This is a genomic window from Candidatus Pantoea multigeneris (assembly GCF_011752615.1).
GTDB lineage: Bacteria > Pseudomonadota > Gammaproteobacteria > Enterobacterales > Enterobacteriaceae > Pantoea > Pantoea multigeneris.
Genome location: NZ_VWXF01000008.1, coordinates 41,381 through 67,964 on the forward strand (window position 1 = coordinate 41,381; position 26,584 = coordinate 67,964).

At 51.9% G+C, this 26,584-nt stretch carries 23 protein-coding genes; 10 read left to right on the forward strand and 13 right to left on the reverse strand.

Going from position 1 to position 26,584, the window contains the following annotated elements; genetic code table 11:
• Positions 1–63 precede the first annotated feature (63 nt).
• From F3J40_RS17475 to F3J40_RS17485, 3 genes are read right to left on the reverse strand one after another with little or no spacing between them, the layout of a single operon-like run.
• Entirely contained in the window at positions 64–1,839 is a 1,776-nt protein-coding gene (locus F3J40_RS17475) for a SmdB family multidrug efflux ABC transporter permease/ATP-binding protein (RefSeq protein ID WP_167016591.1), read from the reverse strand.
• Complete coding sequence (locus tag F3J40_RS17480) at positions 1,823–3,601, reverse strand: SmdA family multidrug ABC transporter permease/ATP-binding protein (RefSeq protein ID WP_167016593.1); 1,779 nt, start codon at positions 3,599–3,601, stop codon at positions 1,823–1,825. Before F3J40_RS17480 ends, F3J40_RS17475 begins: the two co-directional genes overlap by 17 nt.
• A 23-nt stretch (positions 3,602–3,624) precedes the next feature.
• A complete protein-coding gene (locus F3J40_RS17485) occupies positions 3,625–4,086 on the reverse strand; it encodes an Lrp/AsnC family transcriptional regulator (RefSeq protein WP_017347866.1) in 462 nt (153 codons plus the stop codon).
• Positions 4,087–4,203: 117 nt separating this feature from the next.
• Here F3J40_RS17485 and F3J40_RS17490 point away from each other — a divergent pair, with 117 nt between their 5' ends.
• Both F3J40_RS17490 and queC read left to right on the forward strand, forming a co-directional pair.
• Entirely contained in the window at positions 4,204–5,238 is a 1,035-nt protein-coding gene (locus tag F3J40_RS17490) for a PLP-dependent cysteine synthase family protein (RefSeq protein WP_167016595.1), read from the forward strand.
• Between the two features lie 103 nt (positions 5,239–5,341).
• Positions 5,342–6,037 carry a 7-cyano-7-deazaguanine synthase QueC gene (gene queC, locus F3J40_RS17495; protein WP_017347869.1) on the forward strand — a complete coding sequence of 232 codons (696 nt, stop codon included), beginning with the start codon at positions 5,342–5,344 and terminating at the stop codon, positions 6,035–6,037.
• A gap of 36 nt (positions 6,038–6,073) precedes the next feature.
• Here queC and F3J40_RS17500 read toward each other — a convergent pair whose 3' ends face one another.
• From F3J40_RS17500 to bolA, 9 genes are all read right to left on the reverse strand, one after another.
• Positions 6,074–6,472, reverse strand: coding sequence for an acyl-CoA thioesterase (locus F3J40_RS17500; protein WP_167016597.1), 399 nt, complete (start codon positions 6,470–6,472; stop codon positions 6,074–6,076).
• 93 nt (positions 6,473–6,565) lie between these two features.
• Entirely contained in the window at positions 6,566–6,892 is a 327-nt protein-coding gene (locus F3J40_RS17505; RefSeq protein ID WP_167016599.1) for a ComEA family DNA-binding protein, read from the reverse strand.
• Between the two features lie 140 nt (positions 6,893–7,032).
• Complete coding sequence (gene ppiD, locus F3J40_RS17510) at positions 7,033–8,901, reverse strand: peptidylprolyl isomerase (protein ID WP_167016601.1); 1,869 nt, start codon at positions 8,899–8,901, stop codon at positions 7,033–7,035.
• 238 nt (positions 8,902–9,139) lie between these two features.
• Entirely contained in the window at positions 9,140–9,415 is a 276-nt protein-coding gene (gene hupB, locus F3J40_RS17515; RefSeq protein WP_026042626.1) for a nucleoid-associated protein HU-beta, read from the reverse strand.
• A 211-nt stretch (positions 9,416–9,626) separates the two neighbouring features.
• Positions 9,627–11,981, reverse strand: a complete 2,355-nt coding sequence (gene lon, locus F3J40_RS17520; RefSeq protein ID WP_017347874.1) for an endopeptidase La — start codon at positions 11,979–11,981, stop codon at positions 9,627–9,629.
• A gap of 188 nt (positions 11,982–12,169) precedes the next feature.
• Entirely contained in the window at positions 12,170–13,441 is a 1,272-nt protein-coding gene (gene clpX / locus F3J40_RS17525; protein ID WP_017347875.1) for an ATP-dependent protease ATP-binding subunit ClpX, read from the reverse strand.
• 135 nt (positions 13,442–13,576) lie between these two features.
• A complete protein-coding gene (gene clpP / locus F3J40_RS17530) occupies positions 13,577–14,200 on the reverse strand; it encodes an ATP-dependent Clp endopeptidase proteolytic subunit ClpP (protein WP_017347876.1) in 624 nt (207 codons plus the stop codon).
• A gap of 320 nt (positions 14,201–14,520) precedes the next feature.
• Positions 14,521–15,825 (reverse strand): trigger factor, encoded by a 1,305-nt coding sequence (tig, locus tag F3J40_RS17535; protein ID WP_017347877.1) that lies wholly within the window; start codon positions 15,823–15,825, stop codon positions 14,521–14,523.
• A 298-nt stretch (positions 15,826–16,123) separates the two neighbouring features.
• On the reverse strand, positions 16,124–16,438 hold the full coding sequence (gene bolA, locus F3J40_RS17540) for a transcriptional regulator BolA (protein WP_017347878.1): 315 nt from the start codon (positions 16,436–16,438) through the stop codon (positions 16,124–16,126).
• A gap of 264 nt (positions 16,439–16,702) precedes the next feature.
• On the opposite strand from bolA, the gene F3J40_RS17545 reads away from it, so the two are divergent.
• The 8 genes from F3J40_RS17545 (at position 16,703) to F3J40_RS17580 (ending at position 25,510) form a co-directional block, all read left to right on the forward strand.
• Entirely contained in the window at positions 16,703–17,281 is a 579-nt protein-coding gene (locus tag F3J40_RS17545; protein ID WP_017347879.1) for a lipoprotein, read from the forward strand.
• 48 nt (positions 17,282–17,329) lie between these two features.
• Positions 17,330–18,799 (forward strand): muropeptide MFS transporter AmpG, encoded by a 1,470-nt coding sequence (gene ampG / locus F3J40_RS17550; protein ID WP_167016603.1) that lies wholly within the window; start codon positions 17,330–17,332, stop codon positions 18,797–18,799.
• Between the two features lie 464 nt (positions 18,800–19,263).
• Positions 19,264–20,184: a cytochrome o ubiquinol oxidase subunit II gene (gene cyoA / locus F3J40_RS17555; protein WP_167016606.1), complete on the forward strand. Its 921-nt coding sequence runs from the start codon at positions 19,264–19,266 to the stop codon at positions 20,182–20,184.
• 4 nt (positions 20,185–20,188) lie between these two features.
• A complete protein-coding gene (gene cyoB, locus F3J40_RS17560; RefSeq protein WP_167016608.1) occupies positions 20,189–22,171 on the forward strand; it encodes a cytochrome o ubiquinol oxidase subunit I in 1,983 nt (660 codons plus the stop codon).
• Positions 22,171–22,785, forward strand: coding sequence for a cytochrome o ubiquinol oxidase subunit III (locus F3J40_RS17565; RefSeq protein ID WP_017347883.1), 615 nt, complete (start codon positions 22,171–22,173; stop codon positions 22,783–22,785). The genes cyoB and F3J40_RS17565 overlap by 1 nt, the downstream gene beginning before the upstream one ends.
• Positions 22,785–23,114 carry a cytochrome o ubiquinol oxidase subunit IV gene (locus F3J40_RS17570; protein ID WP_017347884.1) on the forward strand — a complete coding sequence of 110 codons (330 nt, stop codon included), beginning with the start codon at positions 22,785–22,787 and terminating at the stop codon, positions 23,112–23,114. The genes F3J40_RS17565 and F3J40_RS17570 overlap by 1 nt, the downstream gene beginning before the upstream one ends.
• A 13-nt stretch (positions 23,115–23,127) precedes the next feature.
• A complete protein-coding gene (gene cyoE, locus F3J40_RS17575) occupies positions 23,128–24,015 on the forward strand; it encodes a heme o synthase (RefSeq protein ID WP_167016610.1) in 888 nt (295 codons plus the stop codon).
• 130 nt (positions 24,016–24,145) lie between these two features.
• The gene (locus F3J40_RS17580) at positions 24,146–25,510 is read left to right on the forward strand and encodes an MFS transporter (RefSeq protein WP_167016612.1); all 1,365 of its coding nucleotides are present in this window, start codon (positions 24,146–24,148) and stop codon (positions 25,508–25,510) included.
• Between the two features lie 45 nt (positions 25,511–25,555).
• On the opposite strand, the gene adhP is transcribed toward F3J40_RS17580, so the two are convergent.
• The gene (adhP, locus tag F3J40_RS17585) at positions 25,556–26,581 is read right to left on the reverse strand and encodes an alcohol dehydrogenase AdhP (protein WP_017347887.1); all 1,026 of its coding nucleotides are present in this window, start codon (positions 26,579–26,581) and stop codon (positions 25,556–25,558) included.
• Positions 26,582–26,584: the final 3 nt, after the last annotated feature.

The following is a 26,584-nucleotide window of genomic DNA, read 5'->3' on the forward strand; positions in this document are numbered from 1 at the left end:
CAAAAGCCCAAATCAGTGCATCTATACAGAACTGTCTGATATGTGTGGACGAAAAAGGTGCAATTAGCCGGTCGAGGTTAAGGAATTGCTCGTCATCAGCACATCGCCAGCTTGTTGCAACTGATACATTTGCCAGTAGCGCCCCTGCTCGGCGAGGAGTTGATGGTGACTACCCTGCTCAACCACACGACCGCGATGTAGCACTAAAATAGAATCCGCTTCTGTCACTGTCGACAGCCGATGCGCAATCACCACCAGCGTGGTGTGCTCACGTAAACGGCGTAAGGTGTGTTGGATCGCCTGTTCAGTCTCAGAGTCAATGTTGGCGGTGGCTTCATCAAGGATCAGGATTTTTGGCAGGGAGACCAGTACCCGAGCCAGCGCCAGCAGCTGCTTCTGCCCAACAGAAAGGGTATTCCCCTGCTCACCCAGACGGGTATGCAGCCCCTGCGGTAGTGCGCGCGCCAGTTTGGCAAGCTGTACTTGCTCCAGCGCCTGCCAGACCTGGTCTTCCTCAATATCGCGCCCAAGGCGAACATTTTCCAACAACGACTCCGCGAGAACGACCGGGTCTTGTTGCACCATCGCAATACTCTGCCGCAGCGCCTGGTGTGATAAATCGCCAATCGGACGATCGTCCAGCAAAATCTCACCACTCGATGCAGGGTAGTAGCCCATCAGCAGGCTCGCGAGGGTACTTTTACCACTGCCCGTATGCCCCACCAACGCGATGAAATTACGTGAGGGTACGGTAACACTGACGTCACTGAGTACGGTACGATCGTCACGATAGGCAAAATTAAGATGACGGACTTCAATCCGACCGCTGGACAGCGGCTGAATATCGTTGCCATAGCACTGCTGCGCCGCATCTATCAGCTCAAAGACGCGCTCACCAGAGACCACCGCCTGCTGCAACATGGACTGCTGCGTGGTGAGTTCTATCAGTGGCTCGTTTAAACGCCCGAGGTAGGTAATAAACGCATACAGCACGCCAACCTCAAACACGCCGGGTGCATTAAAACTGAACAGCAGCAGCAAGCCGCAGAGGATCACCGCAGAAAACAGACTTAACAGCGGCCGCAGTAAAAAGCCGTCCAGCCGCAGCGTTTGCATGCGCGCCAGGTAGTGTGACTGACTGGCTTCACTCATACGCTCGCCAAAACGCGCCTGTTGGCGGAACTGCTGAATGACGCTCATCCCACTGATTACTTCATTGAAGCCGTTGTTGATCTCCGCGAGATAGCTGCGCACGCGGCGGGCAATGGGGGTGCTGTAACGCTGATAAATCAGCATTACGCTGAAGACCAGCGGGAAAATCGCAATGGCGACCCAGGCCATACGCCAGTCAAGCGTGAACATGGCGACGAGCATCGCCCCGACCAACGCGGCACTGCGCAGCACCGTCGCCACGACCGTCACCCACAGATCGCGAATCACTTCCGTATCATTGGTGACGCGGGCAATAACCTGCCCTACCGGCTGAGTATCGAAAGCGCTAAGCGGCTGGCGCAGTGCCGCATCCATCACTTCACAGCGTAAACGCTGAACGACGCCAATCGCCGCACGGTTAAACAGCAATGACTGGCCGTAATGTAAGCCAGCCGCCAGCAGCTGTAGCAGGATAAACCCCACGACCAGACCGGCGACCATCCCCCATGGCATTTCATGGCGCGCCAGCAGATGGTCAATGAAATAGCTGATCATTGCGGGGCCAGCCACTTCTGCGGCGGCAGCAGTCCACAGCATCAGCATCGCTAACAGCAGTGATTTTCGCCACGGATTGCCATAGGCCAGCAGGCGCTTGAGGGTGGGCCAAATTTTAGTGGGCTTCGCCATATGGCACCTCTTTCGCAGGCAGGTCATCATCCAGAGCCGCTTCTATTTGTTGGTAGCGATGCATATCACGATACCAACCCGGCTGGCTGCTCAGGCTGTGGTGATCGCCACGTTGAGCAACACTGCCTTGTTGCAGTACCAGGATTTCGCTGGCTTCAGTCAACGCAGAGAGGCGGTGGGCGCTGATAATCACGGTTCTACCCCGCCCCCACTGGCGAAGATTGCGTAAAATTTCATGTTCGGTGCGGCCATCAACGGCAGATAACGCATCATCAAGGATCAGGATTTCGGCATTCACCAGCAGCGCGCGCGCAATGGCAATACGCTGTTTCTGTCCACCTGAAAGCATCACCCCCCGTTCCCCCACTTCGGTGTCATAGCCTTGAGGCAGATGCATAATGTCTTCATCGACGCAGGCAAGCTTTGCCACATGGCGAATCTCATCGAGGCTGGCGTGGGGTTTACCCAGCGCAATATTATTGGCGATGCTATCTGAGAACAGGAACGCAGTCTGGCTGACCACGGCCAAACGACTCCGCCAGCTATCAATGCGCAGTTCTGTCAACGGCAGGTTGTGGAAACGAATTTCGCCTTCAATAAGGTCAAAATGGCGCTGAATCAGGCTTAATAGCGTACTTTTTCCGCTCCCGGTCGGGCCACATAACCCGAGCATTTGCCCCGGTTTGAGCTGGCAATTGATGTGATGCAATACCGGTGCAGTGCTGGCCGGATAGCTGAACTGACAGATCGCAATCTGTAACGTACCCGGCTGTTCAGGCAGTGTTTTGCTGCCATCAGGGACGGCAGGGGCTTCCGCCAGCAGCGCACGAATTCGGCTCCAGGCTGCACTCCCGCGCTCAACAATATTGAACATCCAGGCCAGTGCCAACATCGGCCAAATCATCAACCCGAGATACATGACAAAGCTGGTGAGCTGGCCCAGCGTCAGGGAACCGTGCCACACCATCCAGCTTCCCCCGCCAATCGCCAGTAAATTAGAAAACCCAATCGCGACATAAATCGTCGGGTCAAACCGCGCATCTACTCGCGCTACCCGCAGGTTCTTCTCTCCGGTGTCGCGCGCAATGTCCGCAAACAGCCTGGACTGATGTGCTTCGAGGCCAAAGGCTTTGATCATACGGATACTGCTCAGGCTCTCTTGGGTCTGATCATTGAGCGCAGAAAACCCGGCCTGAGCCAGTTTGAAACGGGCGTGGAGCTGGTTACCGTAGCGATGAATCGCAATGGCCATCAGGGGCATAGGCAGCAGCGCCAGCAACGTGAGTTCCCAGCTGATCTGTACGCTCATAACGATCAGCACCACACACCCCATCACCAGGGAATCGACCAGGGTGAGCACGCCTTCACCGGCGGCAAACACCACGCGATCGACATCGTTGGTGGCTCGTGCAATAAGATCGCCCGTCCGGTGACGGAGATAGAAAGCGGGATGCTGCTGGCTTAACTGGTGGTAGAACTTTTCCCGCAGCTCAACGGCCAGTTGATAAGACGCGCCAAATAACAGCACACGCCAGACATAACGCAGAAGATAAACAATCACCGCAGTGAACAGCATCACGCCAATCCACATCATTAAACGCCCAACGCCCAGCGTTTGATGTGTTACGCCATCCACAATAACCCCCACCAGATGAGGCGGCAGAAGTTGCAAAATGGCAATAATCACCAACAGCGCGACCGCGCCGAGGTAACGACGCCATTCACGCAGAAAATACCAACTTAACTGGCTGAATAATCGCACCGCGTTGTTCTCAGTATCAATGCTCAGAGGGTGACGGGCAGTGCCGTCGTATATTTAATTTCTTCCATCGCAAAGCTGGAAGTGACATCTATGAGTCCAGGCACGCTGTTCACCAGACGTTTATAAAACCGGTCATAGCATTTCATATCTGCCACCTGAATGCGGAGCAGATAGTCGTATTCACCCGCCATACGATAGAAAGCCATGACCTCTGGAAGCGTCTGAACGGCTTCGACAAAGGCCTGATACCACTCGCTGCTGTGCTGGTGAGTTTTGACAAACATAAACGCCGTCAGACCGAGTCCCAGCTTTTCACCGTCCAGCAGCGCTACGCGCCCGCGAATGATGCCATCATCTTCAAGTTTTTTCAGGCGTTTCCAGCAAGGCGTGGTGGTGAGGTTGACCGCATCTGCCAGCGACTGAAGCGAAAGCGTACAGTCTTGCTGCAACAGTGCCAGCAACGCACGGTCTGTTTTATCTAACATGTGGGACTCCGGGAGAAAATTTTTCTCTTGATAGCCGATTTTAATGGAAATTTAGCAAACCCGTTTTCCGTCGCGTGCTTTACACTATGCGTTCTGTCACTTTGAGCAACGTCCGTCATGAATACCTCCTGGGTCCGCCACGCCATTAATGAAATTAACGCCGATTTTCAACGTTCGGCGGATACACACCTGATTCGCTTTCGTCTGGCGGATTATGCGGGTATCGATTTTTACCTCAAGGATGAAAGCACGCATCCTAGTGGCAGCCTGAAACACCGCCTGGCGCGATCGCTGTTTCTTCATGGGTTAGTCAACGGATGGATCAAGCAAGATACGCCGATCATCGAAGCGTCATCTGGCAGCACGGCGGTGTCCGAAGCCTATTTTGCTCGCTTGCTGAATCTGCCCTTTATTGCCGTCATGCCCGAAACCACCGCAAAACGGAAAATTGAACAGATCCGGTTTTACGGCGGTGAGTGCCATTTTGTCCGCGATCCGGCACAGATTTACAGTGAGTCACTTCGCCTCGCCAACCAGTTAAATGGCCATTTTATGGATCAGTTCACCTATGCTGAACGGGCAACGGACTGGCGGGGGAATAACAACATCGCAGAGAGTATTTTCCGCCAGATGGCCCATGAGCCTCATCCTGTGCCCCACTCGCTGATTATGGGCGCGGGCACCGGCGGCACCTCCGCAACGCTGGGGCGCTATATTCGCTATCAGGGATATAACACCCGCCTGATGGTCGTGGATCCTGAGTTTTCGGTGTTCCATGATTTCTGGCACCAGCGTAATCCGGCACTGTGTGCCGAGCGCGGCAGCCGTATTGAAGGCATTGGCCGCCCGCGCGTCGAAGCCTCGTTTATGCCGGATGTGATCGACGAAGTGATGAAAGTCCCGGATGCCGCCAGCATTGCCGCCATGTTGCACCTGGAGAACATCCTTGGCCGTCGTCCCGGCGCTTCAACCGGCACCAATTTCTGGGGCATGATGCAGGTAGCACAGCGCATGCGCGAACAGGGTGAGCAAGGCTCTCTGGTCACCCTGCTGTGTGACAGCGGCGAACGCTATCCCGATACTTACTACGATCCGGCCTGGGTCGCGCAACATATTGGTGATATCAGCCACTGGCAGCAACAATTGATGTAACCCTGAGCCTTGACCTGCACGCCCTGCTTCCCCGCAACCGGGGGTGTTCATCCCGGTTCACAGACAGTACCATAGGCGAAAATTTTTTCTGGAGTATGCAGCAATGCAACGAGCCGTTGTGGTGTTTAGCGGTGGTCAGGATTCCACCACCTGCCTGGTACAGGCGTTACAGCAGTATGATGAAGTCCACTGCGTTACCTTCGATTACGGTCAGCGCCATCGCGAAGAGATCGACGTGGCCCGTGAACTGTCACTCAAGTTAGGCGCACGCGCGCACAAAGTGCTGGATGTTACGCTGCTCAACGAACTGGCGGTCAGTAGCCTGACGCGGGATAACATCCCCGTGCCTAATTACGATCCTGACGCCAGCGGTTTGCCGAGTACTTTTGTGCCGGGACGTAACATTCTGTTCCTGACACTCGCTGCGGTTTACGCCTATCAGGTTGAAGCTGAAGCAGTGATCACTGGCGTATGTGAAACCGATTTTTCCGGTTATCCGGATTGCCGGGACGAGTTTGTTAAAGCGCTCAACCATGCCGTTTCCTTAGGGATGGCGCGTGACGTCCGCTTTGAGACTCCGCTGATGTGGTTAGACAAAGCAGAAACCTGGGCACTGGCCGACTACTGGCAGCAACTGCCACTGATTCGCAGTGAAACACTGACCTGTTATAACGGTATCAAGGGTGATGGTTGTGGCGAATGCGCCGCCTGCCACCTGCGTGCTCGCGGTCTGGAAAACTATTTCGCCGATCAACCGGCCGTGATGGCGAGCATGAAACGTAAGAGCGGATTGCAGTAACGGCACCCACCTGTGGGTTAAATGCTCTTCATCGCCTTACGCCATGAGCTGCTCTAGCCGTTGACGCAACTCGCCTTCGAGTGCCACCGCTTTTTGCGTGCGCAGATCAATACAGACAAACGTGATCGCCGCATCAGCCACCTCGACATCACTCTCTGCCAGCGTCACGCGCTGGTGGAGAACGCCACTCTTCCCGTTGAGCTGCGCCACTGCACTACGAATCGCTAATACATCCCCCATGACCGCAGGCCGCCGGTAGTTAATATTGATGTTAACCACGATAAACGCCAACTTCGCCGATTGTAGCCAGTCAAACGCATTAACGTCTTCCAGCCACTGCCAGCGCGCCTCTTCGAGAAACTCCAGATAACGAGCGTTATTCACATGCTGGTAAACATCAAGATGATAGCCGCGTACTTTAATGGTGGTTTGCATCACAGGCTCCGGGTTGTTCAACTGGTTGGACCTCTACAGCGTAGCAGAGGTCCGTCCAGTTAAGGGCTTATTGCTGATGCTCTGCCAGCGGGATCACAGTTTCAGCCGATCTGCATTGCGTTCAACCAGCGCAATACCAATACCCGGCACCTCTTTCAACTGCTCAAGATGGCTAAACAGACCATATTGTTCACGGTAGCTGACAATCGCCTGGGCTTTCTTTAACCCAATACCGCGCATCGCCTGCGCCAGCTGTTCTGCTGTTGCCGTATTGATGCTCACAACCGTAGAGGCATCCGCCGGTTGTGGCTGAGTGGCTGCCGCTGCTGCGGGCTTTTCTACTGCCAGCGCTGCCTGATGCCAGCCTGCGCCGCTGAGTACCAGAGAGAGGTAAAATGCGAACGTGGTACGTTTAATCATGCTGTGTTTCTCCTTGTGTTAAACAGCACAGGGAGAGTGACATAGCAAAAATCAGGCAGCAAAAGGCTTTGATTAAGAATGGAAAAGGCCGCATAAGCGGCCTTTGGTTGTTGCAGTGTATTGCAGGATTTCTGCGAGCCTTACTGGGCCTGCGCAGCATCGCCATATTTGATTTTGGCTTCCTTGCGCAGATTTTGCAGCAGGGCTTCAAAGGCTAACTGGGCATTGTTGTCCGTTACACCTTTTACCATTGCATCAATCTGTGCCTGCGGCATGGTGCCCGCACTGACTTTGTCCAGTGCAATCAACACCACGTTGCCCTGCATATCTTCGCTGACACCCCATGAAGGCTTACCAGCAGCAGGTTGAGGCAGGTCGAACACGGTTTGCACAATGCTGTCTTGCGTATTGCGATCCACGGTTTTCGTCGCGCTGAGGGTTAAACCTGCCGCGCTCAGTGCATCCTGTTTACCGGCTTTCAGATCGGTCAGCAGCTTGTCTGCCTGAGTTTTCGCCTGCTGCACGGCTTTATCGTGCTTCAGCGTATCGGTGATCTGGGCTTTAACCTCATCCAGCGGTTTTACCGCTTCCGGTTTGTGCTCGCTGATGCGAACCACAAATGCACGGTCACCATCAACGGTGATGATGTCTGAGTTATTACCGGCACCGCCGTTTTGACCCAGCAGGGAACCGTCAAACAGCACTTTCTTCACCTGATCAAAGTTGAGATCCTGTGGCACGTTATCACGACCGAACCAGTTGGTCTCAACGGCTTTGACACCAGACACCTGCTCTGCACTGCTCAGGGAAGCGTTGTTGTTATTCGCTGCATCGCTGACTTTCTGCTGCAGTTTGTAGAACGCATCAATCGCTTTTTCATCTTTCACTTTCGTGGCCAGTGCGTCTTGCACTTCACTCAGTGGTTTCACCTGTTCTGGTTGCACATCATCAAGACGCACGATCAGGAAGCCTACAGAAGATTTGATCACGCCTGAAAGCTGCCCTTTCTGCGTTAAACCTGCATTTTTCAGCTCGTCTGGTGTGGTTGATGGTTCCAGCCAACCCATGTCTCCGCCTTTAGCCGACGAGATTGGGTCAATGGATTTTGCTTTCGCCAACGCGGCAAAATCACCACCACTCTTCAACTGCGCCAGCAGTGCATCTGCATCGGCTTGCGTTTTGGTCTGGATGACGCTGTAGCGGTTGCGCTGTGGTTGGGTGTAATCCGCTTTGTGGCTGTCATACCAGTTCTGAATATCAGCTTGAGTTGGCGTCGTTTGCAGTGCAGCAGCATCCAGTTTGATGTAGCTCACACGGAACTGCTCAGCCGCCATAAAACTGCTCTGATGCTGTTTGTAATACTGGGCAATTTCATCATCAGTGACGGTTTGCTTCGCGGCCAGCGCGTTGACGTCAATTGTCGCTTCACGGATGTCACGTTTCTGCGCCACCAGGTCCACCAGCTTGCTGGTTTCGCCTTTCAGCATGAAATCGGTATTGGCAATAGCGTTAACCAACTGCTGGTTGGATAACTGCTTGCGCAGAGCTTCAGCGTATTGATCGGCGGTGAAGCCCATATTGCCAATCAGGCTGTTATATTTCGCGTTGTCGAATTTGCCATTGGTCTGGAAAGCCGCCTGATTAAAGATGGCCTGTTTGACCTGGTCATCTGTGATCGAGATGTGCAAATCTTTCTGATACTGAGCCAGCAGTGCCTGATCGATCAGCTGGGACAGTGCCTGCTGGCGAACCTGCTGCATGTAACCTTCATTGGCTGCCAACTGTGAGAACTGGTCACCCAATTGCTGCTGCTGACGCGCACGTTCATTACTGAACGCCTGCTCCAGCTCAGCACGGCTAATTTCATGGCCGTTAACTTTCGCTGCGTAGTCGCTGGTTCCGCCAATCAGATAGTTACCCACGCTGGTCAGCACGAAGGAGAGAATAATCACTCCCAAAATAATCTTGAGCACGACGTGACTTGATGCCGCGCGTAAATTGTCCATCATGGTATGACAACACTCCGCTGTAGTGTGAATTTAACGCTCAGTAACCCGCCTCAGTCCAAAAAAGAGGCGACGCAGTTGTAGAATCCACAACTGCCCCAGGTGAGACAAATACTTTCGTCATTTGTCACGCCACAGGATAAAAAAAGGCACATCCGTAAGGATGTGCCCGTATGTTACATGAGAACGCACTAATCGTCCTCAATCCACTAAAGAAAAGCTCTAATGGATGTGTCTGTCATTACGCGTTGACGGCGTCTTTCAGGGCTTTGCCCGCAGTGAAACCAGGCACTTTTGCCGCAGCGATGGTGATCTCTTGACCAGTCTGTGGATTACGGCCAGTACGGGCTGCACGATCCTTGACTTTGAAAGTACCAAAACCAACCAGGGCTACATCTTCGCCTGACTTCAGTGAGTCAGTAACACCGGCAATGATGGCATCCAGTGCACGGCCAGCGGCTGCTTTAGAGATATCTGCATCTGCAGCAATTTTGTCGATCAACTGTGACTTATTCACTCTCTTCATCCCCTCGTTATTATTCCACTCGCCCCGAACATCCAGCCGGTAACGAACGCGCAGCATTTATATCAAGCCTGTGAGGCTGAAACAACGGTAATCATCTTAATCGTTGTTCCAGCAGCTCTTAAAGGTAGCGACACAAAAAAAGACTGGCAAGCGCCAATGTGCCTGCCAGCCTCGCTTTTTTTAACGGATTTGCCGTTAATCACTATTTAGCGGTCACAACCTGCATACCGTACGGCGAATTTTCCAGCGCAAAGGTCAAAACATCTTCAATGCGTTTTACCGGATGAATGGTCAAACTATCAATGACATTCTGTGGAATTTCTTCCAGATCGCGGGTGTTTTCGTCCGGGATCAGCACAGTTTTAATGCCGCCACGCAGTGCCGCCAGTAACTTCTCTTTCAAGCCGCCGATAGGCAGAACCTGGCCACGCAGGGTGATTTCACCCGTCATTGCCACATCCGAACGAACCGGGTTGCCCGTAAGGCAAGAAACCAGTGCAGTACACATCGCGATACCGGCACTTGGACCATCTTTCGGTGTTGCACCTTCTGGCACGTGCACGTGAATATCACGTTTTTCATGGAAATCAGCGTTGATTCCCAGCTTATCTGCACGAGAACGCACCACGGTCAGCGCTGCCTGAATCGATTCCTGCATCACTTCACCGAGTGAACCGGTGTAAGTCAGCTTACCTTTACCTGGTACGCTCGCCGTTTCAATCGTCAGCAGTTCACCACCCACTTCAGTCCACGCCAGGCCAGTGACCTGACCCACACGGTTTTCCGTGTCCGCACGACCATAGTCAAAGCGCTGAATACCGAGGTAGTCTTTCAGGTTCTCACCGTTAATGGTGATGTGCTTCAGGTTTTTGTCCATCAGCAGCGCTTTCACCGCTTTACGGCACAGCTTAGAGAGCTCACGTTCCAGGCTACGCACACCCGCTTCACGCGTATAGAAACGAATGATGCCAAGGATAGCGCTGTCCTCTACGGTCAGCTCTTTCTCTTTCAAGGCGTTACGCTCAATCTGCTTCGGCAGCAAGTGCTGGCGAGCAATATTGAGTTTCTCATCTTCGGTGTAGCCTGAGAGACGAATGACTTCCATACGATCCAGCAGAGGTGCCGGAATGTTCATGGAGTTAGACGTCGCAACGAACATCACGTCCGAGAGATCGTAATCAACTTCAAGATAGTGATCGTTAAAGGCAATGTTCTGTTCTGGATCAAGCACTTCTAACAGTGCCGACGCCGGATCGCCACGCATGTCCGAAGACATTTTGTCGATCTCATCCAGCAAGAACAGTGGGTTTTTCACCCCGACTTTTGCCATTTTCTGAATCAGTTTGCCTGGCATAGAGCCAATATAGGTACGACGGTGTCCACGGATTTCCGCTTCATCACGTACGCCACCCAGCGCCATACGCACGTATTTACGTCCTGTCGCTTTTGCAATTGACTGACCCAAAGAGGTCTTACCCACACCCGGTGGTCCCACCAGGCACAAGATTGGCCCTTTGATCTTGCTGACACGACTCTGCACCGCAAGATACTCAAGGATGCGATCTTTCACGCGCTCAAGGCCGTGGTGATCGGTATCCAGCGTTTCCTGTGCTTTACGCAGGTCTTTCTTCACCTTGCTGCGTGCATTCCACGGAACCTGAACCATCCAGTCAATGTAGCCACGTACTACGGTCGCTTCTGCGGACATAGGTGACATCATTTTCAGTTTTTGCAGTTCAGCTTCGGCTTTTTCACGCGCTTCGGTTGGCATTTTTGCCAGCTCGATTTTACGCTTCAGCGCTTCAAACTCGTCAGGCGCATCATCCATCTCGCCCAACTCTTTCTGAATGGCTTTCATTTGCTCATTCAGATAGTACTCGCGCTGGCTCTTCTCCATCTGCTTTTTCACCCGGTTACGGATGCGTTTTTCAACTTGCAGCAGATCGATTTCAGATTCCATCATCGCCATCAGATACTCAAGACGTTCATTGACGTCTGACATCTCCAGCACTGACTGTTTATCCGCCAGTTTCAACGGCATATGCGCTGCAACGGTGTCTGCCAGACGGGCAGCATCGTCGATATTGCTCAGGGAAGTGAGCACTTCTGGCGGAATTTTTTTATTCAGTTTGATGTAGCCTTCGAACTGATTGATTGCAGTTCGCACCAATACTTCCTGCTCACGTTCTTCAATTTCTGGTGAGTCAAGGTATTCGGCTTGGGCAACAAAATGGTCACCGTTATCTGCCAGTGTAGTGATACGGGCACGCTGAAGCCCCTCCACCAACACTTTGACCGTGCCGTCAGGCAGTTTCAGCATCTGCAATACAGAAGCAACAGTACCTACTGCGAAAAGATCATTAATGCCAGGTTCATCCGTTGAAGCCTCTTTCTGTGCTACCAGCATGATCTTTTTATCATGATCCATTGCGGCTTCGAGGCACCGAATTGATTTTTCCCGACCAACAAACAACGGAATTACCATGTGCGGATAAACCACCACGTCGCGCAGAGGCAACACGGGGATTTCAATGCGTTCAGAACGCTCAGGATTCATAGAGCTCTCTCTTAGTTTAGTGTCCGCCAGGTGGTGGGTAACGCAGAGTGCGGAAATGCGCAGTTAAACCCACAGGTATCTGAGTATATGGGGATGCTTAGCCGACATTCAATGTTGGAAGGGCGAGAAAAGTAAAAGGGGAAAGAATTTTCCCCTTTATTGTTTAAGTGTGTGGATTTATTGGTTAATTATTCGCCAGAAGCCTGAGCTTCGTGCTTACCATAAATCAACAGCGGTTCAGATTCACCGCCAATCACTGAGTCATCAATGACCACTTTTTCCACGCCGTCCATAGAAGGCAGGTCATACATGGTTTCCAGCAGTGCAGCTTCAACGATGGAGCGCAGACCACGAGCACCGGTTTTACGTGACATCGCTTTCTTCGCGATCGCCGTTAAGGCTTCTTCACGGAACTCCAACTCTACGCCTTCCAGGTTGAACAGCGCCTGATACTGCTTCGTCAGCGCATTTTTTGGCTCACGCAGGATCTGGATCAGGGCTTCTTCACTCAGTTCATTCAGCGTTGCAACCACTGGCAGACGACCGATGAATTCAGGGATCAGACCAAATTTGATCAGATCTTCTGGCTCAACCTGCGCCAGCAGCTCACCTTCACCGGCTTTCTCTGATTTGCCTTTCACCACCGCGCCAAAACCAATGCCTGAGCCGGTTTCAACACGCTGCGCGATGACTTTATCCAGACCAGCGAATGCGCCACCACAGATAAACAGAATTTTTGAGGTATCAACCTGCAAGAACTCCTGCTGTGGATGCTTACGTCCACCCTGCGGCGGAACGGCAGCTACTGTACCTTCGATCAGTTTCAGCAACGCCTGCTGTACGCCTTCACCGGAGACATCACGGGTGATGGATGGGTTGTCAGACTTACGTGAAATCTTGTCGATTTCATCGATGTAGACAATACCACGCTGCGCTTTCTGTACATCGTAGTCGCACTTCTGCAGCAGTTTCTGGATGATATTCTCTACGTCTTCACCCACATAACCCGCTTCGGTCAGGGTGGTAGCATCGGCCATGGTAAATGGCACATCTAACAGCCGCGCCAGCGTCTCAGCCAGTAAGGTTTTACCGCTACCGGTTGGGCCAATCAGCAAAATGTTACTTTTGCCCAGCTCAATGCCGTTACTGGTGTCGCCATTACGCAGACGTTTGTAGTGGTTGTACACCGCTACGGCCAGCACCTTTTTCGCTCTCTCCTGCCCGATTACGTAATCATCGAGGTGATGGCGGATTTCGTGTGGCGTCGGCAGCGCACTGCGCTCGCGGTGCGGTGCGACTTCTTTAATCTCTTCGCGGATGATGTCATTGCATAAATCAACACATTCATCGCAGATATACACTGACGGCCCGGCAATCAGCTTACGCACTTCATGCTGGCTTTTGCCGCAAAAAGAGCAGTACAGCAGCTTACCTGAACCGTCTTTGCGCTTATCTGTCATCAGTTAACCTCTTCTTGTTCTCAGGCCATACAGAGGTACGGCGATGGCCGCGTAAGCGCGACCACTAATCATTCAACACAACTGCCTGCTCCTCGCTAACTATAGTTCAGAGTGCAGCGACACAGGCAGAGGGTCTTATTTACGATGCGTTAAAATAGAGTCTACCAAGCCATACTCTACAGCTTCACTCGCAGAGAGGAAACGGTCGCGCTCGGTATCGCGCTCAATTTCTTCCAGCGTTTTGCCCGTATGTTCTGCCATCAACTCATTCATACGCTGTTTCACTTTCAGAATTTCACGCGCGTGGATTTCGATATCCGTTGCCTGACCCTGGTAGCCGCCCAGCGGTTGGTGAATCATGACACGTGAGTTTGGCAAGCAGAAACGCTTACCCTTAGTCCCTGCGGTCAGCAGGAATGCGCCCATTGAGCACGCCTGGCCCATACAGATGGTGCTGACATCAGGTTTGATGAACTTCATGGTGTCGTAGATCGACATCCCGGCAGTAATCACACCACCTGGGGAGTTGATGTACAGATAGATATCTTTTTCCGGGTTTTCTGCTTCCAGAAACAGCATCTGCGCAACAATCAGGTTGGCCATATGATCTTCAACCTGTCCGGTCAGGAAGATCACACGCTCTTTAAGCAGGCGGGAGTAAATGTCGTAAGAACGCTCACCCCGTGAGGTTTGTTCAACCACCATTGGCACCAGCGCCATGTGCGGTGCAGTAAATTCGCGATCGCCACTGTATGACATTACCGTCTCCTGGAAAAAATTCATTGGCAACATGCTGTACCGATGTTGCCTGAGCTGAAAAGCATTTTGCCCTTCTACATCAGCCATTCCATCCTCTGGATGGGTCATCAGTCAGTTTCTGTTTCAGGCATTCCTTGTATCTGGGGATGCGACCCAGTTATTTCAAGCATAACAACCTTTTTCTCAATCGCTAACCCTGAAAAAGCGCATCAGGGTGAATTTGCTGCTTAATTGAGCAAAAACAACGGTTATGCCGGTAAAAAACAAAAAAAAGCCCGCAACTGCAGCAGTCGCGGGCCGGGTACTTTCAGAACAGAAGATTAGACGTTAGCGGTCTGATTCATCAGTTCCTGGAAGTTAGTGGCTTTCTCAGTCACTTTCGCTTTTTCCAGCACCGCTTCAACAGCCTGCTCTTCCAGAGCCACGTTACGCATGTTGTTCATCAGCTCGTTGTTTTTGCTGTAGAACTCGATAACTTCCTGTGGATCTTCGTAGGCAGAAGCCATTTCTTCGATCAGGGCAGCAACGCGTGCTTCATCGGCTTTCAGCTCGTGGGTACGGATAACTTCACCCAGCAGCAGGCCAACAACAACGCGACGTTTAGCCTGCTCTTCGAACAGTTCACGTGGCAGTTCCAGCGCTTGCTTCTCGTTACCACCGAAACGCTGTGCAGCCTGACGACGCAGAACGTCGATTTCGCTGTCGATCAGCGCAGCTGGCACGTCGATTTCGTTAGCAGCAACCAGACCATCAATTGCCTGGCTCTTCACGCGGTTGCGGATTGCGCCTTTCAGCTCACGCTGCATGTTTTTACGTACTTCAGCACGCAGACCCGCAACTGAACCATCTTCAACGCCGAAACGTTTGATGAACTCTTCAGTCAGCTCTGGCAGCTCACGTGTTTCGACTTTCTTCAGGACGATTTCAAACTTCGCATCTTTCCCTTTCAGGTTTTCTGCGTGGTAATCTTCCGGGAATTTAACGTCGATAGTGAAGGTTTCGCCCGCTTTGTGGCCAACAACACCTTCTTCGAAGCCTGGGATCATACGACCCTGGCCCATCGCCAGTACGAAGTCAGACGCTTTGCCGCCTTCGAACTCTTCACCGTCTACAGAACCGGTGAAATCGATGGTAGCGCGATCTTCAGCAGTCGCTGCTGCTTCGCTCTCAGTCCAGGTCGCCTGCTGCTTACGCAGAGTTTCCAGCATGGTGTCAACGTCTTCGTCGTTAACTTCCACAACGGGTTTCTCGACTTCGATAGACTCCAGACCCTGCAGTTCAACTTCCGGGTAAACTTCAAACTCTACCGCGTAGGTGAAGTCCTGGCCTTCGGTGTACTCGCCTGGCACGTAGTTAGGTGCGCCAGCCGGGTTGATTTTCTCTTTGATGATTGCATCAACGAAGTTGCGGGTCATCAGTTCGCCCAGCACATCCTGACGAACAGAAGCGCCATAGCGCTGCTCGATGATTTTGCTCGGCACTTTACCTTTACGGAAACCGTCGATACGGACTTTCTTAGCCACTTCCACCAGTTCTTTCTTAACGGCGCTATCGATGCTGTCAGCTGCAACAGTAATCGTAATGCGACGGCCCAGACCCTGAGTGGTTTCTACTGAAACTGTCATCTTGATACCTCAAAAAATCACGTGCTCGGTCAACTTCAGACACCACACATTGTGTAATGCGCGTATCCAACAACCGGGACAGCTTCTGCGAAGAGACCGTTCCCTGTTACCAGAAGCGTCCCGAAGACATTCCGGAAAAATAGACGCCGCATTATAGCGGCATCACTGGAATGAGTCGAGGACGCAAACTCACCACTTTTTAACGACTTCGCCGCTTTTTTGCGCTATGGATCGCGTTTATTAATCAAATGGCAATAAAAAACGGCCCGGAGGCCGTCTGTTAAACTGTTCACTGACATTATGCCAGCGTGCCTGCTCCCCGACAGTTGGGGGAAGCCAGCACCGTGTCTTGTAGTCCTGCCCACTCTTTTTCTGTGTAGGTGTGGAGCGCCAATGCATGGACACTGCCTGACAACTCGGTCGTCAGCTCGCTATAAATAGCACGATGACGAGCAAGGAAACGCTGTCCGGTAAAACGCTCACTGACAATCACCACTTTAAAATGGCTTTCTGATCCTGCCGGCACGTTGTGTCGGTAACTTTCGTCGACCACTTCAAGATGTGCCGGTTGGAACGCGTTACGCAATTTTTCTTCTATGTCTTCGCGAATCATGTTTACACTCCTTAACGGCGAGAGGGGTGCCTCATCTGTTTAAATATTAGTAGGTTTTGGCGTCACCGCTCCGGCGCATGATAAAAATCCTGACCTGTATCGCATGATATAGAGGAAAATGGCGAGATCAATCCAGCGTCGCCGTCCTCATGTAAAAAACTCCTTTACAATCAATTTCCGGCAAGTCGGGGCTTTTTTCACCGCACCGCTTTGTTATGATGGCCACAGTTTTGCAAGTCAACCTCAATGCTAACGAGAAAGAGTATGTTAAAGAAACTGTTCTTCCCCCTGCTGGCCGCTTTTATTCTGGCCGGTTGTGCAGCCAGCACCAACACCTTAGATGTTCAACCACGTATTCAACTGCCTTCGCAGGACCCAAGCCTGATGGGCATCACCGTCAGCATCAATGGTGCCGATCAGCGTACTGACCAGGCCCTGGCGAAAGTGAACCGTGACGGTCAACTGGTGACCTTAACCCCTTCCCGCGATCTGCGCTTCCTGCTACAGGAAGTGCTGGAGAAGCAGATGACCGCACGCGGTTATATGGTGGGGCCAAACGGCGCAGTCGATCTGCAAATTGTGGTTAACAACCTGTACGCAGATGTCACTGAAGGCAACGTGCGTTACAGCATTACCACTAAAGCCGATATCTCTATCATCGCGACAGCCCAAAACGGTAACAAGATGGTGAAAAACTACCGTCAGACTTACAGCCAGGAAGGCGCGTTTAGTGCGACCAATGACAAAATCACCAAAGCGGTTAACAGCACGCTGGGTGACGTAATTGCCGATATGGCGCAAGACACCACCATCCATAACTTCATCAAACAAAACGCACATTAATCTGTGCTCTTTGCCCGGCGCTCAGCCGGGCATTGTCTTAAGGTCACTATGAATCACTATCTGCGCATCTTTACGCAACGCAATACTGCCGTGTTGTTACTGTTGGGCTTCGCTTCCGGCTTACCGCTGGCACTCACCGCAGGCACCTTGCAAGCGTGGATGACGGTAGAAAATATTGACCTGAAAACCATCGGCTTCTTCTCTCTGGTCGGCCAGGCTTACGTCTTCAAGTTCCTCTGGTCGCCGATGATGGATCGCTATACCCCACCGTTACTGGGGCGCCGCCGTGGCTGGCTGCTCCTGACCCAACTTGCACTCATCGCAGGTATTGTGGCGATGGGCTTTATGCAACCCAACCGGGATTTAACCCTGTTAGCTGCACTGGCCGTTGTCGTGGCTTTCTGCTCCGCCTCGCAAGATGTGGTGTTTGATGCATGGAAAACCGACGTCTTACCCGCGGAAGAACGCGGAAACGGTGCGGCCATTACCGTACTGGGCTACCGCCTGGCGATGCTGGTGTCTGGCGGCCTTGCATTGTGGCTGGCCGATCGCTTTCTCGGCTGGCAGGCCACTTACTGGCTCATGGCCCTGCTGATGGTGCCTGGGCTTATCGCCACGCTATTGGCACGAGAGCCGGAAAACGCCGTAGCGGCACCCCGTTCGCTGAGCCATGCGGTGGTGCTACCTCTCAAAGACTTTTTTGGCCGCAATAACGCCTGGCTACTGCTGACACTGATCATCCTTTATAAGCTGGGTGATGCATTTGCCGCTTCGCTCACCACAACGTTTCTAATTCGTGGGCTCGGCTTCCCACCCGGTGATGTAGGGCTGGTGAACAAATCCCTCGGCCTGCTTGCCACCATTATTGGCGCACTCTACGGCGGTGTCCTGATGCAGCGCCTTTCACTGTTCCGCGCGCTGATGCTGTTCGGCATTTTGCAAGGCATCTCTAACTTTGCCTATTTGCTGCTGGCGATTACGCCGCCACATCTGTGGAGCATGGCCAGCGCGGTATTTATTGAGAACTTATGTGGTGGCATGGGCACCGCTGCCTTTGTTGCTTTGTTAATGACCCTGTGTAACAAATCCTTCTCCGCCACACAGTTTGCCCTGCTCTCCGCCCTTTCAGCCGTGGGCCGCGTCTATGTCGGTCCGGCAGCAGGCTGGCTGGTTGAACTGTGGAACTGGCCAGGTTTTTATGCCTTTAGCGTCATCGCGGCCATTCCTGGTCTACTCTTATTAGCAGCTTGTCGCCCTGCGCTGGAAAGCGTGCAGAAAACCGGTGCGTTTCTGCCCCGGACACGCTGGAAAGCGCACTATCGGCTGGTCACCCAAGGCTTTGGCTTTGGCTGTCTGTTGTTAGCCATCTGGTTGTTATCTCTGGCGATTAGCGCCGCAACCTCCTGGCAACCGGCACATCTGGCGGACTACCTGTTTAGCGCAGGCTTGAGTGTGACGCTGTTAATGGTGGCGGCAGGGGTAATACTGGATATATTTGCCACTCGCCGGGATCGCTGATTTTTTCAACAGAAATTCCAGTGAGTGTTTACTGGCAGGTCGTTAGATAAAAATGGCATAAAATTAATTGTGCAGATTATTTTTATCATCGGGTGTTATTTTTCTTAAATAATTACACAGCGGTTTAACATGCCCCTCTAATTATTTAAAGACTAATAAGCGACGAGTTGTGTCATTTCATCGCCAGAAATGATACAGAAATGTTAAATAATTGAGCACAATTAGTGAGGTTTATACTTTCCCTGTTTTTTCTGCGGTTACTGCCATCGCTTTTTGTTATAACAACGCCAAATCCTTGTCAGCACTCACAATTTGTCACGTCAGGCAACATCTGTGACACCCTTAGCAAAAGGTGTGAACACGCTGTTGACGCAACCTGAAGCTGGTTTACACTGCTGAAACCTTCCCGTAAAATGCGCGCACACTTAAACGACAATAGAGCCCTATGTCATTGAGGTCGTTAAATGAGACTCAGGAAATACAATAAAAGTTTGGGGATTTTGTCATTAATCGCAGGCACTGTATTACTCAGTGGCTGTGATAGTGCGTTGTTAAATCCCAAAGGACAGATTGCACTGGAGCAACGTTCGTTGATTCTGACAGCTTTCGGCTTGATGATGATCGTCGTAATCCCGGCAGTCTTTATGGCGGTGTTTTTTGCCTGGAAATATCGGGCATCGAACACTCAAGCGAAGTATAGCCCTAACTGGTCGCACTCCAATAAAGTGGAAGCTGTGGTCTGGACCATCCCGATCCTGATCATCATTTTCCTTGGTGTACTGACCTGGAAATCAACCCACGCACTGGAACCTAGCAAACCGCTAGTCTCTGATGTTAAACCGGTTGAGATCGATGTCGTTGCGCTGGACTGGAAATGGCTGTTCATCTACCCAGAACAGGGTATTGCGACCGTCAATCAGATTGCCTTCCCGGCAAACACTCCAGTGAACTTCAAGATCACCTCGAACACCGTCATGAACTCCTTCTTTATTCCTACGCTTGGCAGCCAGATCTACGCCATGGCCGGTATGCAGACTAAACTGCATCTCATCGCCAATGAGCCAGGAACATTCGATGGTATCTCGGCGAACTTCAGCGGTCGTGGTTTCTCTGGCATGAAGTTCAAAGCCATTGCAACCAAAGATGATGCGGAATTCCAGCAGTGGGTTGCCACCGTTAAAGCGGCACCTAACACGCTGACCACCATGGATGATTTCAAAAAGGTCGCAGCGCCTAGTGAAAACAACCCGGTGGAATATTTCTCCCAAGCTAATCCTGAACTGTTTAAGCAGGTTGTAGACCAGTTCATGAGCGGCCACGAGAAAATGGACATGCCTAAAGGTATGGACATGAGTCACACCGCTTCCGCTGGAGCAGAGGAATAATACGATGCTAGGAAAATTAACACTGGATGCAGTTCCGTACCACGAACCGATTATCATGGTTACGGTGGCAGGAATCATCTTAGGTGGTTTGGCGCTCATTGCAGCCATCACCTACTTTGGTAAGTGGCAATATCTGTGGTCTGAATGGCTAACCTCCATCGACCATAAAAAACTGGGTATCATGTACTGCATCATGGCTTTCGTCATGCTGCTGCGTGGTTTTGCCGATGCAGTAATGATGCGTACCCAACAGGTGATGGCTTCGGCCGGTGAAGCCGGCATACTCCCGCCGCACCACTACGATCAGATCTTTACCGCCCACGGCGTAATCATGATCTTCTTCGTGGCGATGCCATTCGTCGTAGGCTTAATGAACATCGCTGTACCGCTGCAAATCGGTGCGCGTGACGTTGCCTTCCCGTTCCTGAACAACCTGAGCTTCTGGTTTACCGCTATCGGTGTGGTACTGGTTAACCTGTCTCTGGGTGTTGGTGAATTCGCACAGACTGGTTGGTTGGCTTACCCGCCGCTATCAGGTGCCGAATATAGCCCGGGGGTCGGGGTCGACTACTGGATATGGAGTCTACAGTTAGCAGGTATCGGGACAACCCTGACCGGTGTGAACTTCTTCGTGACCATTCTGAAGATGCGCGCACCAGGCATGGACCTGTTCAAAATGCCGGTATTCACCTGGGCAGCACTGTGTACTAACGTACTGATCATTGCAGCGTTCCCGGTACTGACCGTAACTCTGGCCCTGCTGACGCTGGACCGTTACCTTGATTTCCACTTCTTTACCTCAGAGCTTGGCGGCAACATGATGATGTACGTCAACCTGATCTGGGTATGGGGTCACCCGGAAGTGTACATCCTGGTTCTGCCAGTATTTGGTGTGTTTGCAGAAGTTACTGCAACCTTCTCCAAAAAGCGTCTGTTCGGTTACACCTCTCTGGTATGGGCAACCATCGCCATTACCGTACTGTCGTTCGTTGTTTGGCTGCACCACTTCTTCACCATGGGTGCAGGCGCTAACGTGAACGCCTTCTTCGGTATCATGACGATGATCATCGCCATTCCTACCGGGGTTAAAATCTTTAACTGGCTGTTCACCATGTACCAGGGTCGCGTTGAAATGCACTCTGCGATGCTGTGGACCGTTGGCTTCCTGGTCACCTTCTCTATCGGTGGTATGACCGGTGTTCTGCTGGCAGTGCCAGGTGCGGACTTCATTCTGCACAACAGTCTGTTCCTGATTGCCCACTTCCATAACGTTATTATCGGTGGTGTGGTGTTCGGTTGTATGGCTGGTGTTACCTACTGGTTCCCGAAAGCATTCGGCTTCAAGCTGAACGAATTCTGGGGTAAAGCAGCATTCTGGTTCTGGATTATCGGCTTCTTCGTTGCCTTTATGCCGCTGTACGCACTGGGCTTCATGGGTATGACCCGTCGTATTAGCCAGGATATCGATCCTCAGTTCCACCCTCTGCTGGTTGTTGCAGCGTGCGGTGCGGGCCTGGTGGCTTGCGGTATCATCTGTCAGGTTATTCAGTTCTATGTTTCAGTACGCGATCGCGATCAGAACCGTGATGTGACCGGTGACCCATGGGGTGGCCGTACACTGGAGTGGGCAACCTCTTCTCCGCCTCCGTTCTATAACTTCGCTAAGATCCCTCACATCCACGAGCGCGATGCGTTCTGGGAAATGAAGGAAAAAGGCGAAGCGTATAAGCAGCCGGAGCACTACGAAGAGATCCACATGCCGAAAAACAGCGGCGCGGGCATCATCATTGCTGCATTCGCTACGGTATTCGGTTTCGCGATGATCTGGCATATCTGGTGGATGGCTATCGTCTGCTTCCTGGGCGTGATTGTCAGCTGGGTTGTTAAGAGCTTTGACGAAGACGTGGACTACTACGTACAGGTTAGCGAAGTCGAGAAAATCGAAAACGCGCACTTTGACGAAATCCGCAAAGCAGGTCTGAAATAATGTCGACGCAAACTGTGAATAAACACCACGACGCCCATGCGGAGCATGGGCATCACGATGCAGGAGCCAATAAAGTCTTTGGCTTCTGGATCTACCTGATGAGTGACTGCATTATCTTTGCCACCCTGTTTGCCACCTATGCAGTAATGGTAAACAGCACTGCCGGTGGTCCGGCAGGTAAAGATATCTTCGAACTGCCGTTCGTACTGGGCGAAACAGCACTGCTGTTGTTGAGCTCCATCACCTATGGCTTTGCAGTTATTAACATGAACAAGGAAAACAAAGGCGCCGTTCTCGGCTGGCTGGCGTTGACCTTCCTGTTCGGTCTCGGCTTCATCGGGATGGAAATCTATGAATTCCATCACCTGATTGAAGAAGGCTTTGGCCCGAACCGTAGTGGCTTCCTGTCAGGCTTCTTTACCCTGGTTGGTACGCACGGTGTGCACGTAACTTCTGGTCTGATCTGGATGGCAGTACTGATGTTCCAGGTTGCCAAACGTGGCCTGACCCCGACTAACCGTACCCGTATCATGTGCCTGAGCCTGTTCTGGCACTTCCTGGACGTGGTATGGATTTGCGTATTCACCGTTGTTTATCTGATGGGGACTATGTAATGAGTCATACTGCAAACGAACATGGTGCATCACACGGTAGCGTGAAGTCCTACATGATCGGCTTCATCCTCTCTATCATCCTGACCGGTATTCCGTTCTGGATGGTAATGGATGGCGGCGCATCTCACGGTGCTACCCTGGGCGTAGTTATTGCCTGTGCCATCATTCAGGTCCTGGTTCACCTGGTGTACTTCCTGCATCTGGATAGCAAGTCTGAGGGTGGCTGGAACATGGTCGCCATTGTGTTCTCAGCACTGATCATCCTGATTGTCGTGGTCGGCTCACTGTGGATTATGTGGAACCTGAACTACAACATGATGCCCCACTAAAGAGTCATAAGTGATGATTAAGCAATACCTGCAAGTAACTAAACCAGGAATTATTTTCGGGAATTTAATTTCTGTCATCGGCGGATTTTTGCTGGCCTCCAAAGGCAGCATTAATTACGCCCTGTTTCTCACCGCTTTGGTTGGCGTTTCGCTGGTCGTAGCATCAGGTTGTGTGTTTAACAACGTGATCGACCGTGATATCGACAAGAAAATGGAGAGGACCAGGAATCGAGTGCTGGTTAAAGGACTCATCTCCGCGAAAGTAAGCCTGGCTTATGCCACTGTGTTAGGTATTGCTGGCTTCGCATTGCTGTACGTTGGCGCAAACCCGCTGGCCATGTGGCTAGCGGTGATGGGCTTCGTGGTATACGTTGGTGTTTACAGCCTGTATATGAAGCGTAATTCCGTTTACGGTACGCTGATTGGCAGCCTCTCTGGCGCTGCGCCGCCGGTTATCGGCTACTGTGCTGTCACCAACGAATTTGATGCTGGCGCACTGATTTTGCTGGCGATCTTTAGCCTGTGGCAGATGCCGCACTCCTATGCGATTGCGATCTTCCGCTTTAAAGATTACCAGGCAGCCAACATTCCGGTACTGCCCGTTGTAAAAGGCATCTCGGTCGCGAAAAACCATATTACGCTCTACATTCTGGCGTTTATGATCGCAACCGTCATGCTCTCTCTTGGCGGTTACGCGGGTTACAAATACCTTGCCGTAGCAGCAGCAGTCAGTGTCTGGTGGTTGGGCATGGCACTTTCAGGTTACAAAACCTCAGACGACAAAGTTTGGGCGCGTAAACTGTTTGTATTCTCCATTGTCGTAGTCACCGCGCTGAGTGTGATGATGTCGGTTGATTTCATGGCTCCTGCCTCGAAAGACCTCCTGACCTACGTCTGGTAATACCGCAGCAACATGACTCTGAAGGGCGCTTAAAGCGCCCTTTCTTTTTGTTACTACTGCTTAAAAACTAATAATTTACCCGCCCTCCCCCACTGCTTAAAATGGTGGCAGTCGATAATAAGAGGTTGGAATGAACGATAATAAAATGACCCCCACGGAACGTCGTGCGACATGGGGTCTGGGTACGGTTTTTTCCCTGCGTATGCTGGGAATGTTTATGGTATTACCTGTGCTTACAACCTACGGTATGGCACTCCAGGGCGCAAATGAGACATTAATTGGTCTGGCTATTGGTATTTATGGCCTGGCACAGGCAGTTTTCCAAATCCCCTTTGGTTTGATCTCTGACCGGGTTGGCCGAAAACCGCTGATCGTTGGCGGGTTATTGATGTTCGTTCTGGGCAGTGTGATTGCCGCCTGCACAGTCTCCATCTGGGGCATTATTCTTGGCCGAGCCCTGCAAGGTTCCGGTGCCATTGCAGCCGCGGTGATGGCGCTGCTATCAGACCTGACTCGTGAGCAAAACCGCACCAAAGCCATGGCGTTTATCGGTATCAGTTTTGGTGTGACCTTCGCTATCGCGATGGTTATCGGCCCGATTGTTACCCATGCCTTGGGCTTACATGCCCTGTTCTGGATGATTGCGATGCTTGCCACTTTGGGGATTGTCATCACCTTGCTGGTGGTGCCAAATGCACCGAATCATGTATTGAACCGTGAATCAGGCATGGTGAAGGGCAGCATTCGTAAAGTGCTGGCTAATCCTAAACTGCTGAAACTCAACTTCGGTATTTTGTGCCTGCATATTTTATTGATGTCGAGCTTTGTCGCATTACCGGGTCAGTTTGAAAACGCAGGTTTACCCGCTGCCGAACACTGGAAAATCTATTTAGCCACCATGCTGATCGCCTTTGTCGCGGTGGTGCCATTTATCATTTACGCTGAAGCGAAGCGTAAAATGAAGCGCGTGTTTGTCGCCTGTGTGGCTTTAATCCTGCTGGCAGAAGTGATCCTGTGGATGGCGGGCGCTCACTTCTGGACGTTGGTTATTGGTGTTCAGGTCTTCTTCTTTGCGTTTAACCTGATGGAGGCGATTTTGCCTTCGCTGATCAGCAAGGAGTCACCTCCGGGCTACAAAGGCACCGCGATGGGCGTTTATTCCACCAGCCAGTTTATTGGCGTGGCAATTGGTGGCAGCCTCGGTGGCTGGTTATTTGGTCACTTTGGTGCACCGGAAGTGTTTTTGGTTGGCGCACTGGTTGCCGCCGTGTGGCTGGTGGTCAGTTTCACCATGGCAGAACCGCCCTACGTTAGCAGCTTGCGTATCGTACTGAGCGATGCCGTGTTGGCCGTACCAAACCTCGAGCAGCGTCTGAAAGCGCAGCCTGGCGTTGCTTCGGTGTTTATCGTGCCGGAAGAGAAAAGTGCCTATATCAAAATCGACAGTAAAGTCACTAACCGTGGCAACCTGGAAGCGATGATTGCAGCCTGCTGATGTTCAGGTAAAGAGTGCGCCTCATTGAGGCGCACTCTGCTGCGATTACAGTGCCATATCCACCACAATTCGCCCTTCAATTTTACCAGCATGCATGCGGGCGAAGATATCGTTGATATTCACCAACGGTTCTACCGCAATATTGGCTTTCACCTTGTGCTGACCGGCAAAATCCAGCGCCTCTTGTAAATCTTTCCGCGTGCCGACGATAGAGCCACGCACTGTGATGCCATCCAGCACCATATTGAAGATCGACAGATCAAACGTGCCTGGTGGCAATCCGTTCAAGACCATGGTGCCACCACGGCGCAACGTACCAATCGCCTGCTGGAATGCTTTCGGCGACACCGCCGTCACCAGTACACCATGCGCGCCACCAAAGGCTTCCTGGAACACCTTCTCGGGGTCTTCATTTTTAGCATTGACGGTGACGGTAGCCCCCAGGCGTTTAGCAAAGGCCAGCTTCTCGTCATCAATATCTACTGCGGCTACGTTCAGCCCCATGGCTTTTGCATACTGAACGGCCATGTGTCCCAAGCCACCAATACCCGAAATCACCACCCAGTCACCGGGTTTCGTCTCGGTCATTTTCAGGCCTTTATAGACGGTGACGCCCGCGCAGAGAATCGGGGCAATTTCGTTATAGCTGATGTTATCCGGCAGGATGCCAACATAGTTCGCATCGGCCAGACAGTACTCTGCAAAGCTCCCGTTTACCGAATAGCCCGCATTTTGCTGGTCATGGCACAGTGTCTCCCAGCTATCCAGACAGTGTTCACAGTGGCCACAGGCCGAATAGAGCCACGGTACCCCGACACGATCGCCAACTTTAAGATGTTTAACCCCCTCACCCACTTTGACAATCTCACCAACACCTTCATGCCCGGGAATAAAGGGTGGCGTGGGTTTCACCGGCCAGTCACCTTCAGCGGCATGTAAATCTGTGTGGCAGATGCCGGTCGCGGCGATTTTGACCAGAATAGTGCCGGGTTTTACTTCCGGCACCGGGACTTGTTCAATCACTAAAGGTTCACCAAATGCTTTAACCACTGCGGCTTTCATCGTTGTCATCTT